Origin of the sequence: Noviherbaspirillum malthae, from assembly GCF_015352985.1 — a bacterium.
GTDB classification, from domain to species: domain Bacteria; phylum Pseudomonadota; class Gammaproteobacteria; order Burkholderiales; family Burkholderiaceae_D; genus Noviherbaspirillum; species Noviherbaspirillum malthae.
In genome coordinates this window covers 102,955-118,156 of sequence record NZ_JACYXF010000002.1, presented here as the reverse complement: position 1 = coordinate 118,156, position 15,202 = coordinate 102,955, and the positions used below count along the sequence as shown (strand labels likewise).

Here is a 15,202-nt window from a genome sequence, read left to right as displayed (position 1 = left end):
GCGAAGCGCAAGACAGTGAGCGATTTCTCTTTAATATCTTTTTTCATCGTTGGCCTGGTGGGCAGCGTTCACTGCATCGGCATGTGCGGCGGCATCGTCAGCGCGTTTTCCGCCGGCGGCGGGCGCAGGATCATCCCGATAGCGGCAATGCAGGGCGGCGCCGCGGTCCGGCCATTGACGAGTTCTGCAATGGCGGACGAAGCCGCACGCACGCTGGCCTATAACGCCGGCCGTCTTTCCTCGTATGCAGTAGCCGGCGCGATTGCCGGCGGCGTTGCACAGGGTGTGCGCACGCTTTCGCTGATGTCTTCACTGCAGGCCGTTCTGTATTGGCTTGCCAATTTGATGCTGATCGCTCTCGGCCTCTACCTGATGGGTACATGGCGCGGGCTCGCGCACCTCGAATCCGCCGGGCAGGTCATCTGGCGCCGGATACAGCCGCTGACTGGCAAGCTGCTGCCCATCGACACCGCAGGAAAGGCTTTCGCCCTCGGCGGCCTTTGGGGATGGGTGCCGTGCGGCATGGTCTACAGTGTTCTGCTCAGTGCCATGCTGAGCGGCTCGGCGAGCAAGGGCGCCGCGATCATGCTGGCCTTCGGTGCCGGAACGTTGCCGATGCTGCTCGGCCTGGGCATGCTCGGGACGAGATTGCAGCACTGGTCCCGTTCGCCGCGGCTGCGCATGGCGGGCGGCATGCTGGTGCTAGCATTTGGCCTGCTCGGGCTGGTGCGCGCCACCGACGGCATGAAGGCGGGTTGGCTGGATGCCATCTGCATCACGCCTGCGCAAACCGCCGGTCACGCAGTCCATATCGGAGGATGGAAATGACGGCCGTCGCCTCACGCTCCGCAGCCGACACTTCGGCCTGCTTCCATTGCGGGCAATCCATTGCCGCCTCCTCGCATTGGACTGTACGCATCGACGGCGTGGACCGGGCTATGTGCTGTCCGGGCTGCGAAACTGTTGCACGCACCATCGTTGAAAGCGGCTTGTCGGATTATTATCTCAGTCGCGAGGGCTATTCCCCGAACGCCGCTGACGCCTCGCTGGTGCCGGACGAACTGCGTCTTTACGATGCGCCGGAAGTTGTCGGACAATTTGCCGCCGGCGATGACGGCAAAACCCCTGCATGCGAAGCCGTCTTTACAGTCGAGGGCATACGCTGCGCCGCCTGCGTCTGGCTGATCGAGCGACGCCTTGCCCGCGTGCCCGGCATCGGAACCTTCAATCTCAACGTGGCCACCGCAAAGCTGCATGTGCGCTGGAATCCAGAAGCCTGCAAGCCCAGCGATATCCTGCTGGCGGTAAGGGAAGTCGGCTACATGGCCTATCCCTTCGACGCCGCCCGTCATGAGCAGCAGATGCAGCGTGCGGGCAAAACGCTGTTCCGGCAATTGTTCATCGCCGGCCTGTCCATGATGCAGGTAATGATGTATGCGGTGCCGGTTTATCTCGCTACCGACGGCACGCTTGATGCCGATATGGAAACGCTGATGCGCTGGGCGAGCCTGCTGCTGACCGTTCCGGCGGTCTGCTATTCCGCGCTGCCTTTCTTCCAGGGCGCATGGAGCAATCTGAAAAGCGGCATGCTGGGCATGGATGTGCCGGTCGCGCTTGGTATCGGTGCGGCGTTTGCGGGCAGTGTGGCCGCCACGTTCGAAGGCCGAGGTGACGTCTACTTCGATTCGGTGACGATGTTCATCTTCCTGCTCTTGTGCAGTCGCTACCTGGAATTCATCGCGCGGCGCAAGGCGGCTTCCGGGCTGGAAAGGCTGCAGGCGGCGTTGCCGGCATCGGCGGCACGCATGCCCGCGTATCCGGAAGATCGGCTAATCGAAGTCGTGCCTGCGGCGCGGCTCACGGAAGGCGAATATCTGCTGGTGAAGCCGGGCGAGGCATTTCCCGCCGATGCGGTTCTTGTCGAAGGCTCAACATCGATCGACGTCTCGCTGCTGAGCGGAGAAAGCCTGCCGCTGGCGAAGCAGGCCGGGGACGCCTTGCCGGGCGGCGCGGTCAATGCCAGCCAGCCAGTGGTGGTGAAAATTACCAGAACCGTGCGCGAAAGCACGCTGTCGCGGCTGGTCAAGCTGGTTGAAAGGGCGGGACAGGAAAAGCCGCAGCTTTCCCTCTGGGCTGACAAGGTGGCGGCATGGTTCGTCGCTGCGCTCCTGCTGCTCGCAATCGTTGTCTTCATTGCCTGGCAGATCATCGACCCTGCGCGCGCGTGGCCGATTGCCATCGCGGTCTTGGTGGTGTCCTGTCCATGCGCGTTGTCGCTGGCAACACCAAGCGCGCTCGCGGCGGCAACCGACAGGCTGGTGTCGCAGGGTGTGCTGGTATTGCAATCGCATGTACTGGAAACCCTGCATCGCACCACGCATGTCGTATTCGACAAGACTGGTACGCTGACCAAAGGCAAGCCCGCGTTGGCAGACAGCCTGAAGCTCGGCGAACGCGATACGGCGCAATGCCTGCAGCTTGCGGCAGCGCTTGAGTCCGGCAGCGCGCATCCGCTGGCTCGGGCAATCATTGAAGCGGCTGAATTGGACGGCTCAGCCATGCCAGCACATGCCGTGTCGGAATCGCATCATGTGGCAGGCAAGGGCATCGAAGCCGTCGTCCACGGCGAGCGTTATCGTCTAGGCACCATGTCCTTCGTCGAAGAGCTCGTCGGCCGTGCGCCGGCGTCTGCTGCAACACCTCCGGCAGCACATGCGACCCCGGTCTATCTCGGCAGCGATGCCGGATGGCTGGCGCGGTTCGATCTTGCCGATGCACTGCGTGAAGATGCCGCAAGGGTGGTAAGGCAGTTCCAGTCGCTCGGCAAACAGGTGATCCTGCTGAGCGGCGACCGGCAGGATGCCGTGGATGCCGTGGCGACACGACTCGGCATCGACAACGCGGTCGGGGAGCAGTTGCCGGAACAGAAGCTGGCTTTCGTGCAGGCACTGCAGCAGCAGGGCGCCGTGGTCGCGATGGTGGGCGACGGCGTCAACGATGCGGCGGTACTGCGGGCCGCCGATGTTTCCTTCGCCATGGGCGGCGGTGCGGAACTGGCGCAGACGCATGCGGATGCGGTGCTGCTGTCCGCGCAGATCGAAGCTGCAGGCGATGCCATGCGCGCGGCATCCCAGACGATGCGGGTGATCCGGCAGAACCTGGCGTGGGCCAGCCTCTACAATGCGCTAGCGATTCCGGCCGCCGCCTTCGGCGTGCTCAATCCCTGGCTGTCGGGCATCGGCATGTCGGTCAGCTCGGCGGTGGTGATCGTGAACGCGTTGCGGCTGCGGCGAGTGCCGATGCGGCAACAAACTGCTGACACGCAGCGTGCCGGTCCGACGATGACATCATCGAGTTCCGGTCTGCACGGCATTCCTGCGCATGCCAATCCCGCGGCAAACTGACGGAGAAACATCATGGAAGCTCTATACCTGCTCGTTCCGATGAGTGTTGCGGTGGTGTTCTTCACCATCTGGCTATTCTTCAACGCATCCGACGGTGGCCAGTTCGACGACCTGGTCGGGCCCGGCATGCGCATCCTGCAGGATGACGACAGCACCTGTGTCGCCGACAAGGTTTCGCAAGATGGCAGAACAGCGTCTTCGGTGAACAACGCCGGCAACGTTTTGCCAAAATAATCAGCACTTCCACTCATTCCATTCTCTTCCGCGTTGGCGTTTTCGCCTTTATTTAAAGGGCGATAACGGCCTCTCCGCAGTATTCCCGCAACGCTTTCCAACTATTTTCAGCCATCCGGACCAATTTGACTCAGGTCAAGGTTTTTGAGGGTTCGAAACCGTACTCTGCCTCCATCGTGTTAGCAACCCTGGAGATCGTACGTGGATACATCACAAAACTACAACTACAAAGTCGTGAAGCAATTCGCGATCGCGACGGTAGTGTGGGGAGTGGTCGGCATGCTGGTCGGCGTTTTCATCGCCGCGCAGCTCGCCTGGCCCGCTCTTAACTTCGACACAGCCTGGCTGAGCTACGGACGACTGCGTCCGCTGCACACCAACGCGGTGATTTTCGCCTTCGGCGGCTGCGCGCTGTTCGCGACCTCCTACTATGTCGTGCAGCGCACTTCGCAGGCCCGCCTGTTTTCCGACGGACTTGCCGCCTTCACCTTCTGGGGCTGGCAGGCCGTGATCGTCGCGGCCGCGATTTCGCTGCCGCTCGGTTATACCTCGGGCAAGGAATATGCCGAACTCGAATGGCCGATCGACATCCTGATCACGCTGGTCTGGGTGTCGTATGCGGTCGTGTTCTTCGGCACGCTGGTCAAGCGCAAGGTGCCGCACATCTACGTTGCCAACTGGTTCTTCGGCGGTTTCATCCTTGCGGTGGCCCTGCTGCACCTGGTCAACAGCGCCGCGATCCCGGTGACCATGACTAAGTCCTATTCCGCCTATGCCGGCGTGCAGGATGCGATGATCCAGTGGTGGTACGGCCACAATGCGGTGGGTTTCTTCCTGACCGCAGGCTTCCTCGGCATGATGTACTACTTCATCCCGAAGCAGGCCGACAAGCCGGTGTTTTCGTATCGCCTGTCCATCGTCCACTTCTGGGCGCTGATCTTCACCTACATGTGGGCGGGCCCGCACCATCTGCACTACACCGCATTGCCCGACTGGACACAGTCGCTCGGCATGGTGTTCTCGCTGATCCTGCTGGCACCGAGCTGGGGCGGCATGATCAACGGCGTGATGACGCTCTCCGGCGCATGGGACAAGCTGCGTTCCGACCCGATCCTGAAGTTCCTGATCGTGTCGCTGTCCTTCTACGGCATGTCGACCTTCGAAGGCCCGATGATGTCCATCAAGACCGTCAATGCGCTCTCGCACTACACCGACTGGACCGTCGGCCACGTGCATGCCGGCGCGCTCGGATGGGTAGGCTTCATCACCATGGGCTCGATCTACTACTTGCTGCCGCGACTGTCCGGCAAGAAGGAGATGTGGAGCGTGCGCCTGATCGAAGCGCATTTCTGGGTCGCCACCATCGGCATCGTGCTCTACATCGCCGCGATGTGGATCGCCGGCGTGATGCAGGGCCTGATGTGGCGTGCGGTCAATGCCGACGGCACCTTGACCTACACCTTCGTCGAATCGGTCAAGGCTACCTATCCGTACTACGTGATCCGCTTCAGCGGCGGCCTGCTGTATCTCGCCGGGATGTGCATGATGGCTTACAACACCTACATGACTGTCCGCGACGGCGAAAAAGTGACAGCCCGCATTCCTTCCCTGGCAGCGGCCCATGCTTGAACCACGCTTGAACATCGCCTGAACCTGGAGCAGTAGCAAATGAAAAAGTTTTCTCATGAATGGATCGAAAAGAACCCCTGGCTGCTGATCGCGCTGGTGGTTTTGGTGGTCAGCGTAGGCGGTCTGGTCGAGATCGTTCCCCTGTTTTTCCAGAAGTCGACCACCGAGCCGATTGCCGGACTCAAGCCGTATTCGGCGCTGCGTCTGGTCGGACGCGACGTGTATGTGCGCGAAGGTTGCTACAACTGCCACTCGCAGATGATCCGTCCTTTCCGTGCCGAGACCGAACGCTACGGCCATTACTCGGTGGCTGCGGAATTCGTCTACGACCGTCCGTTCCAGTGGGGTTCCAAGCGCACCGGTCCGGACCTGGCGCGCGTCGGCGGGCGCTACAGCGACGAATGGCACCGCACCCATCTCAACAATCCGCGCGACGTGGTGCCGGAATCGAACATGCCTTCCTATCCGTGGCTGGCCACTGCCAAGCTGGACCCGCAGTCGGTCGCACCGAAGATGGTGGCGCTGCGCAAGCTGGGCCATCCGTACAGTGATGAAGAGATCGCCAATGCGGCCAAGGATGTGGAAGGCAAGACCGAACAGGATGCGCTGGTCGCCTATCTGCAGGGCCTCGGCATCCAGATCAAGGCAAAGAGGTAATCATGAATTTCGAACAAATCATTTTCGATGCGCGCAGCCTGATCACGGTGATCAGTTTCCTGACCTTCATCGGCATCATCTGGTGGACCTACGGCGCGCATCGCGGCGCCGATTTTGACGGCGCGGCACAGCTGCCGTTTGCGGACGATAACGACACCGCTGCATCGGAGAAGCAACATGGCTGACTTTACAAGCGAATTCTGGAGCGCCTATGTCGCGGTGCTCACCATCCTCGGCATTGCCGGCTGCGCCATCCTGCTGTGGTCGCAAGCCAAGGTGAAGATCGTCGTCCGCGAGGGCGAGGAGGCTGAGACCACGGGCCACAGCTGGGACGAAGGCTTGAGCGAGCTGAACAATCCCATGCCGCGCTGGTGGATGTGGCTGTTCTACCTGACCATCGTGTTCGGTATCGGCTACCTGGTTCTCTATCCCGGTCTCGGCTCCTTCAAGGGCAAGCTGGGCTGGGAATCCGCGGGCGCCTATCAGGCTGAACTGCAGAAGGCCGATGCCGACTATGGTCCTATCTTTGCGAAGTACCAGCAGCAGGATCTGAAGACCGTCGCCGCCGACCCGCAGGCGCATGCCATCGGCGAACGCCTGTTCCTGACCTACTGCGCACAGTGCCATGGCTCCGACGCACGCGGCAACAAGGGCTTTCCCAACCTGACCGACAAGGACTGGCTCTACGGCGGCGAGCCCGACGTGATCAAGACCACGATCATGCACGGCCGCAACGGCAGCATGCCGCCGATGGGTGCCGCGCTCGGTTCGGACAAGGATGTGGAAAACGTTGCGCATTATGTGCTCAGCCTGTCCGGTTCGACTTCCGATCCGATCAAGGTGGCGTTCGGCAAGGACAAGTTCGCCGCCTGCGCGGCTTGCCACACTTCCGCCGGCACCGGCAACCAGGCGCTCGGCGCGCCGAACCTGACCGACAAGATCTGGCTCTACGGCGGCAGCGCCGAGACCGTGATGGAAACCATTCGCAAGGGCCGCACCAACAGCATGCCGGCGTTCAATGACTTCCTCGGTGAAGGCAAGGTGCATCTGCTGGCCGCCTATGTCTGGAGCCTGTCGAACGAGACGTCCATCGTCACTGCGAAGAAGTGATTCGCATGGCAGCCATCCGCGGCCGGGAAAGTATTCCGGCCCGGATAGCCGCCTGAATTGTTGTAATCCGTTGAATAGTTTAAGAGTCGAAGAGTTGATGCCATGGGCGAACCCGCAGTGAAGGTTTCGGTAATCAGGATGTACGAGGCCCGCCGGGAAATCTATCCGCGCGAAGTCAAGGGCCTGTACGCCAACTGGCGCTGGGTATGCGTCTGGCTGACCCAGCTGGTGTTTTACGGCCTGCCGTGGATGTCCTGGAACGGCAGGCAGGCCGTGCTGTTCGATCTGACGGCGCGAAAGTTCTACCTGTTTGGCCTGGTGCTGTGGCCGCAAGACTTCATTTATCTGGCGCTTCTGCTGATCATCTGCGCCTGTTCCCTGTTTCTATTTACAGCCGTCGCTGGTCGGGTATGGTGCGGCTACTCTTGTCCGCAAACGGTCTATACCGAAATCTTCATGTGGATAGAGCGCAAGATCGAAGGTACGCGCAGTGCCCGCATGCGCCTCGACAAGCAGCCATGGAGCGTGGAAAAAGTTGCGCGCAAATCGGCCAAGCATTTCGCCTGGGGATTGGTGGCGCTGTGGACCGGCTTCACCTTCGTCGGTTACTTCACCCCGGTGCACACGCTCGGCAACGAAGTGCTGGCCATGAGCCTGGGCCCGTGGGAAAGTTTCTGGATCCTGTTCTACGGATTCGCCACCTACGGCAATGCCGGATGGATGCGCGAGCAGGTGTGCAAGTACATGTGTCCCTATGCCCGTTTCCAGAGCTCGATGTTCGACAAGGACACGCTGATCGTCACCTATGACCAGAAGCGCGGCGAACCGCGCGGCGCACGCGGACGGCATGCAAACAAGGCGGCGCTGGGCGATTGCATCGACTGCTCGATGTGCGTGCAGGTCTGCCCGACCGGCATCGACATCCGCGACGGCCTGCAGTCGGACTGCATCGGCTGCGCCGCCTGCGTCGATGCCTGCAACATGGTGATGGACAAGACCGGCGCGCCGCGCGGACTGATCCGCTATGCGACCGAGAACGCGATGGAGAAGGGGCTGGGCAGCTCGGATATCCGCAGGCGTGTTCTACGCCCACGGGTGCTGATCTACAGTGCGATTCTTCTGCTGATCGTGTCTTTCTCGGCCGCGTCCCTGTTCGGACGAGACCTGGTCAAGCTGGACGTGATCCGCGACCGCGGCTCGATGGGCCGCGAGGTGGAAGACGGCATGATCGAAAACGTCTATCGCCTGCAGATCATGAATACCGACGAGCGTACTCATCGCTACCGGATTTCCGTCAAGGGCATCGACAGCATCGTACTGGCGACCGAGGATGAAGTGACGCTGGAGCCGACCGCTTCGCGTGCAGTGCCGGTTCGCGTTCGCATTGCTCACGGCAAGGGCGAGAAGGGCTCGAACAAGATCTGGTTCGAGCTGAAGGCGGTCGACGATGAAAGACTGCAGGTCGAGGAAAAGGCGGTCTTCATCGTGCCGCGCTGATGACGGTTGCGAAGTTCGCGTCCGTGAATTGATGAAATGTGAAGTAAAGAAGGAGCAAGTGATGCAATCGAAACGTTCTCCCGGCGCTGCACAGGCGTCTCCCTGGTACACCCACCGCTGGCCGTGGCTGCTGATGCTGGGCCCGGTCATGGTGGTCCTGGCCGGCATTCATACCACCTGGATTGCATTCACCAGGCAGGATGCGCTGGTGGTCGACGACTACTACAAGCAGGGCAAGGCCATCAACCAGGATCTGAGCCGCGACCGCGTGGCGTCCAGCATGAAGGCGGAAGCGTCGATGCGCTATGACGCGGCATCGGGCAGGCTGCTCGGCAGCGTGCGTGCGCTGGGCCATCCGGTCGATGGAGCCATCACCATCAAGCTGGTGCATTCGACCCAGCCGCAGAAGGATGTCATGCTGGAGGTGAAGCCGGAGGCGGACGGCAGCTTCGCCGTGGCACTGCCGATGCTTGACCGGGCGCGCTGGCAGGTATCGATCGAAAGTGCGGACCGCAACTGGCGCCTGCATGATGTCTGGGACTGGCCGGTACAGCGCTCGATCAGCCTGACTGCAGCTCGCGCCGATTGAGCATGCAGCATCGGCTCTGCCGGCAGGCAAGATGATATTGGAGACGCCATTCCCGATTTTGCGAGCGGATTTCCCTCATTTTCCCGATTTCGGGAATAAACGGATGTCTGGATGTACTGCGTGAATCGGGAACGAGCGGGAAATAAGCTGGAAACAGCGTGGTTAACAGCAAGACTTGCCCTTTTGTCATGGGCAGGACGGAGGAGGTGACAATGGCAAGACTGATCATGGCAGTCCTGTGGCCGTCGTTTCTGGTCGCTATTGTGGCCGAAGGTTTTTTCTTTTCGCTATTCGACCCGCGAGACATCGCCGTTGGCGGTGCGCATGTCGACATCAATCCGCTGGGCGTCTACAGCATCGGATTCTTCTGTTTCTGGGCGTTCTGCAGCCTGGCCAGCATGCTGACCTGCTATCTGCTCAATGTGCCGGAGGACAAGGGCCGGCGCGTGCCGCTGTGACCGCGGCGCAGCGGCCCGGCTCTATCAGGCGCAGGTCTGGGTGCCGGCTGCAACTGCCTTGAGCGTGGGCGGGTCGAGCAGTTCGAGGTCGCGGTTGCTGACCTTGATCCAGCCGCGCTTCTTGAATTTCGACAGGAGCCGGCTGATGCTCTCGATGGTCAAGCCCAGGTAATTGCCGATTTCCTCGCGCGTCATGCGCAGCTGGAAGCTGGTCGAGGAATAGCCGCGGATCGAGTAGCGGGATGACAGATTGGTCAGGAAAGCGGCGAAGCGCTGTTCGGCGCGCATGTTGCCAAGCAGAAGCATCACGCTTTGCTCGCGCGTGATTTCCTGGCTCATCATCCGGTGGAAGTGGTGCAGCAGCTGCGGCATTTCGCCGAACAGGCCTTCCAGGCGCGAGAACGGGATTTCGCAGACTTCGCTGTCTTCCAGGGCAATCGCATCGCAATGATGGCGTTCGGTGCTGATGGCGTCCATGCCGAGCAGTTCGCCGGCCATCTGGAAGCCGGTTACCTGCTGGTCGCCGCTGGGGTTGACCTGGTGCGTCTTGAAGTGTCCGAGGCGGATCGCATACAGATTGGAGAAGGGATCGCCGACGCGATACAGATGCGTGTCGCGCGGCACCTTGCGGCGGCGGCCGATGATCTGGTCGAGGCGGTCCATGTCCTTTTCTTCCAGGCCCATCGGCAGGCAGATCTGGTGCATGCTGCAGGCGGAGCAGCGTGCGCTTATCTCGCGCGAGCGGGTGGCGGCAGCAGGTTGGCGGGTGAGGGCTTGTACTTGTGTCATGGCGGCTTGTCCTTTGGTGCTGACCGGCGCCGTGTTCATTCTTCTCGGGCAGCCGGTCGGTTTGATCACCATATAGCAAGCGGTGTGCCACCATGATCCATGACAGGGCGAATCGCCCGCATCCCGCTTGGCTTGGGGTGTTGCCCGCATGCGCCGGCTTGTCATCGTCGCATTTACACCCGAATATTTCCCGATTGCGGGAATATGCCATCACGCCGGGCCGTGCCGCTCCTGACGTTCAGTCATCGAGCCTTCAGATTGAGGAAGAGGTTGGCAGCGAACACCAGGATGCCAAGCGCAGCGACGATCTCGGACGCGGCCAGCACCGGCACCAGGGCCGCCGTCCCGGTGATGACGAAACCGAGGGCGATTGCCATGAACGGCAGGGAGATATTGGCCAGCCAGAAATGCAGGCGCGCCAGCTTGCTCTGGCCAGCATCCGGAAAGACGCTGTAGATCAGTCCGGCCAATGCCATGGTGGCCCAACCGAGCAGATTGATGTGCGCATGGACGGGCCGCATGGTGAAGTCCTGGCTGGCGCCCATCATGATGCCCATGCCGACGCCGATGATCAGGTAAACGACGGCGAGCTTGAGCCAGATGATGCCCACCGGCGAGAACGTCGCGACGCCATTGTCTTTTGTGCGCTGGGTGCGCTCGGCGTGCTCGATATGATCTGCGGGGAGGGCGGTGGATGCTGTAATGTTCATGTTGTTTCCTTCCGGGGTTCAGGGAAAGCGGGTGAATTCAGGAATGCGCGGGCTGATGGAATCAGCGTCTTGTTCAGGCCGTCATGGCATCGGCCGGGATGACATGCAGCGGACCTGTCCGCACATGGCCGGCGATCCTGCGCGCTGCGGCGGCAATCGCATCAGGCTGGGGCAGGTAGGCCTGTTCCAGCGGATAGCTCGATGGCGCCGGGGCATCGGGACCGGTCAGGCGCAGGATCGGCGCCTTGAGTGCATCGAAGGCCTGTTCCGTCACGAGGGCGCTGATTTCCGCGCCGACGCCGCACATGCGGCTGGCTTCATGCACGACCAGGAGGCGCCCCGTCTTGCGCACCGAACGCAGGATGGTTTCCTCGTCCAGCGGTTTCAGGCTGCGCAGGTCGATGACCTCGGCCGATATGCCTTGCGCCGCCAGCGCATCGGCCGCCTGCAGGCAGCTGCCTACCATCTTGGCATAGGACACGATGGTGATGTCGCGGCCTTCACGCGCGATGGCGGCTTTTCCCAGCGGGACGATATGGTCGCCTTCCGGCACCTCTCCCGGCGTGTAGCCGAGCGCGAGGTCGGTGAAGAAGAGCACCGGATTGTCGTCGCGGATGGCGGCCTTGAGCAAACCCTTGAAATCGGCGGCATTGGAAGGCATCACCACCTTCAGGCCCGGGCTGTGCACGAACCAGGCTTCGAGATTGTGGTTGTGCTGCGCGCCGACCGTCCATCCGGCGCCTGTCATTGCCATTACCACCATCGGAAATTCGAACTGTCCGCCGGACATGTAGCGCAGCTTGCCGGCGCTGTTGACGATCTCGTCCATTGCAAAGCAAAGGAAGGGGGCGAAGAGCAGGTCGATCACGGGACGCAGGCCGGTGGCGGCCGCACCGGCGGCAGTGCCGGCGATGATGCCTTCGGCCAGCGGCGTATTGCGCACGCGTTTCGCGCCGAATTCAGTCACCAGCTCCGGCCGCTTGGTGGCGACGCCTTCGCCGAACATCAGCACGCGAGGATCGCGCCGCATTTCCTCGGCCAGCGCCTGGCCGATCGCTTCATTGACGGTCATCTTGTTCATGCTGGGCTCCTCAGGCGTAGACATCGGTGGCAAGTTCGGAGGCATCGGGGAAGGGTGAGGCGGCAGCAAACTGCGCCGCCTGCTCGACCTGAGCCCGCACGCGCTCTTCGATGGCCACGATATCGGCCGCATTTAGTACGCCGCTCGCGGTCAGGCGCCGCTGCATTAGTGCGATCGGATCTTTCTCGCGCCAGCTCGCCAGTTCGCCGGCGTCGACATAGCCCTGATCGTCCGGCTCGAAGTGGCCGCGCAGGCGGTAGGTATAGGTTTCCAGCAGATAGGGCTTGCCGGTCTCGCGGATGCGGACGATGGCTTCCTGTGCGGCCGCATGCACGGCCTCGACATCGTTGCCGTCCACGGTGCGGCTTTCCATCCCGTAGCCTTTCGCCCACTCGCTCACGTGATCGCCGGTCATCGTTTCCTTGCGATGCACATAGGCTTGCCACTGGTTGTTTTCGCAGATGTAGAGAATGGGCAGGTTCCAGACCGAGGCCAGGTTGAGCGACTCGTGGAAGATGCCTTCGCAGGCTGCGCCGTCGCCGAAGAAGCAGGCGACGATCCCGGCTTCGCCGAGCATGGTTTTGGAAAGCGCCACGCCGGTCGCCAGCGAGAGTTCGCCGCCGACGATGGTCGAGGTCAGCACCACGCCCAGTTCTTTTGCCGAGATGTGCAGAGAACCGCTCTTGCCCCGGCAGTAGCCTGTACTGCGGCCCATGACTTCGGCCAGCAGGCGCCCGGTATCGGCGCCGCGGGCAATCAGGTGGCCCGCGCTGCGGTGGTTGGTCAGGATGCGGTCGTCGCTGCCGAGCGCGGCCACCACGCCCACCGCCGAGGCTTCCTGGCCGACCGACGTGCAGGTGCCGGCGGCAGCGCCGGATGCCTGTATCTCGGCGGTCTTTTCTTCATAGGCGCGGATCAGCATCATGCTTTCAAGCATGGATAGGGGGCTGCGGCGCGCTGCGGTCTGGTTCATGTTCGTCCTTCCTTGATGGTTCGGAATGGGGACGAAGTCTACTGCAGCCGCAGGCGCCAAAACCGGCGCTTTCCGGGCTTAAGATTTATTTAAGATTTGTTGAATGAAGTTTTAAGAAAAGTGCGGCGCGCGGATAAGAAAGTCTATTCCTGCAGCAACGAAATCGGGCAATCCACCCGCAGCCGGAAGCGTCCGCGTCCAGTCTTTTCGATGCGCATCGCCGCATCGCGTTCCACCAGCCGCTTGCCGAGCAGCAGCAGGCGCGCTTCGAGATTATCGCTGACATCCGGCAGCCGGATTCGCGAATCCAGCCGCAGCTCGCGGTTGGTGAATTCGGTACGGCCCTTGTCGGCATAGTCGCGCAGCAGGTTCCAGAAGATGGACCCCGCAACTCCCTTAATCAGGTAATCATCGCCGAGAAACACCGAATCGTTGCCTGCGAAATGCCGCACCGGCAGCGGTTTGCCGTTCGGTCGCGGCGCTGCCCGCGACAACGCCGGCGCCGGCGTTTCATCGGCACAATCCGCGACGCTCTGCAGATGGGTAATCGACATGCCGAGCTGGCACGCCAGGCTGACCAGGGCATCCTCGTCGTCATAGGTAAAGCGCAGATCCTGCAGGCTTTCCACATAGATTACGCCGACAGTGCCCTGGCCGGCCATGATGGGCACGGCCAGCTGGCTGCGCGGCTCGGCCAGTCCCGGAAGCGGGATCTCGATTTCGAGAGCCGATGCCCAGGCGCTACCTTCGGCGCTCTCCCGTATGGCCCGGCTGTAGGCGTATTCTGTGGTCATGTGGCTGATGCGTATGGGTACGCATTCGCGCGCTGCCACGCCGATCACACCTTGCCCCATGGGAATTTCCGACCCGATGCCCGAGGTCTCATAACCGCGGCTGGCCACCGTATAAAGCCGTTCGCCGGGCTGGTCGAGCATGAGGATCATGGTGTGGTCGATGCCGAACTGCTGCTGCAGGCATGCCAGCGTTTCCGACAGCAGGCCGTCGAGATCGGCGCATGCCGACACGCGTGCGCTGGCATTGCGCAGGGCCGACAGCAGGTTGCGCGGCGGCGGCGGCATGGGCATGGATTCGCCCGGCACCTGCTGGATGTCATGCACGCGGAACACGTCGGCTCCGAGCAGCCGGAATACACCGGTCATGCCGGTCTGCGACGCGATGCCGGCAAGCTTGGCCTTCATGCTTTCGAACAGGGGGCCGGAGGTTTCGGTGCGGAGGTATTCGATGGTCAGCCGGTACTGGCTGGCCGTGGCGGGGTGGGTCACTACCAGCGTTGCATGCGGATTGACCAGGATGTTTTGGCGTGTCTTGTTGAAGAACTGGTAGGACATGGCGACATGCCCGCTGTCGACGAACTGGACCTGCGACAGGTAGGCGACATTCGGCATGCCGTCGGCCGAGGCGGTGGCGAGAGTGCCCGGAATGACGCCTTCGAGGCAGCCGCGTATGGCATCGAGCTGTATCGTCATGCCTGCGCTCTCAGCGGCTCGCCGGCTTTCGGACCGGGTGTCTGGGAGTAGGCTTCTACCGGCGTGAACTTGACGGCCACAAGGTCGGCCGGCGGCGCGGCGAGCAGGGAACGGATCAGGATTTCGTCGAAGCCCATCGGTTCGAGTTCGCGCACGAATTTGCAGCGGTAGCTTTCCACCACGTCCAGGTCGCCGGGCTGCAGTCCGCCCACTGTGGCATCCCTACCCTTGAGCTGCAAGGTCTTGTGCGTCGACGGTCGGCTGAAGACGGCAGTGACTGCGCCGTTTTCGCGGATGCAGCGCAGCACTGGCGACGCCTGGGTGGCCGACAGGAACATGGTGACCTGTCGCAGGTCCACGGACAGACGACAGCCGGTAGCGCGGGCCAGGGTAGGCATTCCCCGGTTATCGCAGGCGCCGACGCAGAGCGAAATGCCGCTCTGCAGGAAATCGGCGTGCTGGAGGTCGATCAGCGGGGTATCGGGTGCAGCTGTCATCGGGGCGTTCGCTGGCATCATCGGGATCCGCCTGAAATGCGACAAAAAGGAAAAATCGAATTCAACGTGTTGTTGAGATGATACCTA

Annotated in this window: 16 protein-coding genes; 10 read left to right on the top strand and 6 right to left on the bottom strand. The window is 61.9% G+C overall.

The genetic code is table 11. The annotated features are described in order from the left end of the window. Positions 1-15 precede the first annotated feature (15 nt). From IGW03_RS04345 to IGW03_RS04300, 10 genes are all read left to right on the top strand, one after another. Entirely contained in the window at positions 16-828 is an 813-nt protein-coding gene (locus IGW03_RS04345; protein ID WP_194721306.1) for a sulfite exporter TauE/SafE family protein, read from the top strand. Beyond that, positions 825-3,404, top strand: coding sequence for a heavy metal translocating P-type ATPase (locus IGW03_RS04340; protein WP_194721305.1), 2,580 nt, complete (start codon positions 825-827; stop codon positions 3,402-3,404). Before IGW03_RS04345 ends, IGW03_RS04340 begins: the two co-directional genes overlap by 4 nt. Before the next feature lie 12 nt (positions 3,405-3,416). Further along, positions 3,417-3,638, top strand: a complete 222-nt coding sequence (gene ccoS, locus IGW03_RS04335) for a cbb3-type cytochrome oxidase assembly protein CcoS (protein WP_194721304.1) — start codon at positions 3,417-3,419, stop codon at positions 3,636-3,638. A gap of 201 nt (positions 3,639-3,839) precedes the next feature. Then, entirely contained in the window at positions 3,840-5,267 is a 1,428-nt protein-coding gene (gene ccoN / locus IGW03_RS04330; protein ID WP_194721303.1) for a cytochrome-c oxidase, cbb3-type subunit I, read from the top strand. A gap of 39 nt (positions 5,268-5,306) precedes the next feature. Next, positions 5,307-5,924, top strand: a complete 618-nt coding sequence (gene ccoO, locus IGW03_RS04325) for a cytochrome-c oxidase, cbb3-type subunit II (RefSeq protein ID WP_194721302.1) — start codon at positions 5,307-5,309, stop codon at positions 5,922-5,924. Positions 5,925-5,926: 2 nt separating this feature from the next. After that, complete coding sequence (locus IGW03_RS04320; RefSeq protein ID WP_194721301.1) at positions 5,927-6,109, top strand: cbb3-type cytochrome oxidase subunit 3; 183 nt, start codon at positions 5,927-5,929, stop codon at positions 6,107-6,109. Further along, on the top strand, positions 6,102-7,034 hold the full coding sequence (ccoP, locus tag IGW03_RS04315) for a cytochrome-c oxidase, cbb3-type subunit III (RefSeq protein ID WP_194721300.1): 933 nt from the start codon (positions 6,102-6,104) through the stop codon (positions 7,032-7,034). The genes IGW03_RS04320 and ccoP overlap by 8 nt, the downstream gene beginning before the upstream one ends. A 102-nt stretch (positions 7,035-7,136) precedes the next feature. Continuing rightward, complete coding sequence (gene ccoG / locus IGW03_RS04310) at positions 7,137-8,531, top strand: cytochrome c oxidase accessory protein CcoG (RefSeq protein ID WP_194721299.1); 1,395 nt, start codon at positions 7,137-7,139, stop codon at positions 8,529-8,531. Positions 8,532-8,592: 61 nt separating this feature from the next. After that, positions 8,593-9,120, top strand: coding sequence for a FixH family protein (locus IGW03_RS04305; RefSeq protein ID WP_194721298.1), 528 nt, complete (start codon positions 8,593-8,595; stop codon positions 9,118-9,120). Positions 9,121-9,332: 212 nt separating this feature from the next. Then, positions 9,333-9,578, top strand: a complete 246-nt coding sequence (locus IGW03_RS04300) for a hypothetical protein (protein WP_194721297.1) — start codon at positions 9,333-9,335, stop codon at positions 9,576-9,578. A gap of 24 nt (positions 9,579-9,602) precedes the next feature. On the opposite strand, the gene fnr is transcribed toward IGW03_RS04300, so the two are convergent. The 6 genes from fnr to IGW03_RS04270 all read right to left on the bottom strand — a co-directional run bounded on the left by fnr (position 9,603) and on the right by IGW03_RS04270 (position 15,136). Beyond that, positions 9,603-10,367 (bottom strand): fumarate/nitrate reduction transcriptional regulator Fnr, encoded by a 765-nt coding sequence (gene fnr / locus IGW03_RS04295; protein WP_194721296.1) that lies wholly within the window; start codon positions 10,365-10,367, stop codon positions 9,603-9,605. 242 nt (positions 10,368-10,609) lie between these two features. Beyond that, positions 10,610-11,077 carry a heme-copper oxidase family protein gene (locus tag IGW03_RS04290; RefSeq protein WP_228535025.1) on the bottom strand — a complete coding sequence of 156 codons (468 nt, stop codon included), beginning with the start codon at positions 11,075-11,077 and terminating at the stop codon, positions 10,610-10,612. Positions 11,078-11,150: 73 nt separating this feature from the next. Further along, positions 11,151-12,158, bottom strand: a complete 1,008-nt coding sequence (locus IGW03_RS04285) for an alpha-ketoacid dehydrogenase subunit beta (RefSeq protein WP_194721295.1) — start codon at positions 12,156-12,158, stop codon at positions 11,151-11,153. Positions 12,159-12,168: 10 nt separating this feature from the next. Then, complete coding sequence (locus IGW03_RS04280) at positions 12,169-13,131, bottom strand: thiamine pyrophosphate-dependent dehydrogenase E1 component subunit alpha (protein ID WP_194721294.1); 963 nt, start codon at positions 13,129-13,131, stop codon at positions 12,169-12,171. Positions 13,132-13,274: 143 nt separating this feature from the next. After that, positions 13,275-14,618, bottom strand: coding sequence for a GAF domain-containing protein (locus IGW03_RS04275; protein ID WP_194721293.1), 1,344 nt, complete (start codon positions 14,616-14,618; stop codon positions 13,275-13,277). Further along, on the bottom strand, positions 14,615-15,136 hold the full coding sequence (locus IGW03_RS04270; protein ID WP_194721292.1) for a hypothetical protein: 522 nt from the start codon (positions 15,134-15,136) through the stop codon (positions 14,615-14,617). The genes IGW03_RS04275 and IGW03_RS04270 overlap by 4 nt, the downstream gene beginning before the upstream one ends. Between the last annotated feature and the right edge of the window lie 66 nt (positions 15,137-15,202).

Bases quoted from the DNA above. Each gene is read 5' to 3' on its own strand.
- IGW03_RS04340 (WP_194721305.1), top strand. From the start codon at position 825: ATGACGGCCGTCGCCTCACGCTCCGCAGCCGACACTTCGGCCTGCTTC.
- ccoS (WP_194721304.1), top strand. From the start codon at position 3,417: ATGGAAGCTCTATACCTGCTCGTTCCGATGAGTGTTGCGGTGGTGTTC.
- ccoO (WP_194721302.1), top strand. From the start codon at position 5,307: ATGAAAAAGTTTTCTCATGAATGGATCGAAAAGAACCCCTGGCTGCTG.
- IGW03_RS04320 (WP_194721301.1), top strand. From the start codon at position 5,927: ATGAATTTCGAACAAATCATTTTCGATGCGCGCAGCCTGATCACGGTG.
- ccoP (WP_194721300.1), top strand. From the start codon at position 6,102: ATGGCTGACTTTACAAGCGAATTCTGGAGCGCCTATGTCGCGGTGCTC.
- ccoG (WP_194721299.1), top strand. From the start codon at position 7,137: ATGGGCGAACCCGCAGTGAAGGTTTCGGTAATCAGGATGTACGAGGCC.
- IGW03_RS04305 (WP_194721298.1), top strand. From the start codon at position 8,593: ATGCAATCGAAACGTTCTCCCGGCGCTGCACAGGCGTCTCCCTGGTAC.
- IGW03_RS04300 (WP_194721297.1), top strand. From the start codon at position 9,333: ATGGCAAGACTGATCATGGCAGTCCTGTGGCCGTCGTTTCTGGTCGCT.
- fnr (WP_194721296.1), bottom strand. From the start codon at position 10,367: ATGACACAAGTACAAGCCCTCACCCGCCAACCTGCTGCCGCCACCCGC.
- IGW03_RS04290 (WP_228535025.1), bottom strand. From the start codon at position 11,077: ATGAACATTACAGCATCCACCGCCCTCCCCGCAGATCATATCGAGCAC.
- IGW03_RS04285 (WP_194721295.1), bottom strand. From the start codon at position 12,158: ATGAACAAGATGACCGTCAATGAAGCGATCGGCCAGGCGCTGGCCGAG.
- IGW03_RS04280 (WP_194721294.1), bottom strand. From the start codon at position 13,131: ATGAACCAGACCGCAGCGCGCCGCAGCCCCCTATCCATGCTTGAAAGC.
- IGW03_RS04275 (WP_194721293.1), bottom strand. From the start codon at position 14,618: ATGACGATACAGCTCGATGCCATACGCGGCTGCCTCGAAGGCGTCATT.
- IGW03_RS04270 (WP_194721292.1), bottom strand. From the start codon at position 15,136: ATGATGCCAGCGAACGCCCCGATGACAGCTGCACCCGATACCCCGCTG.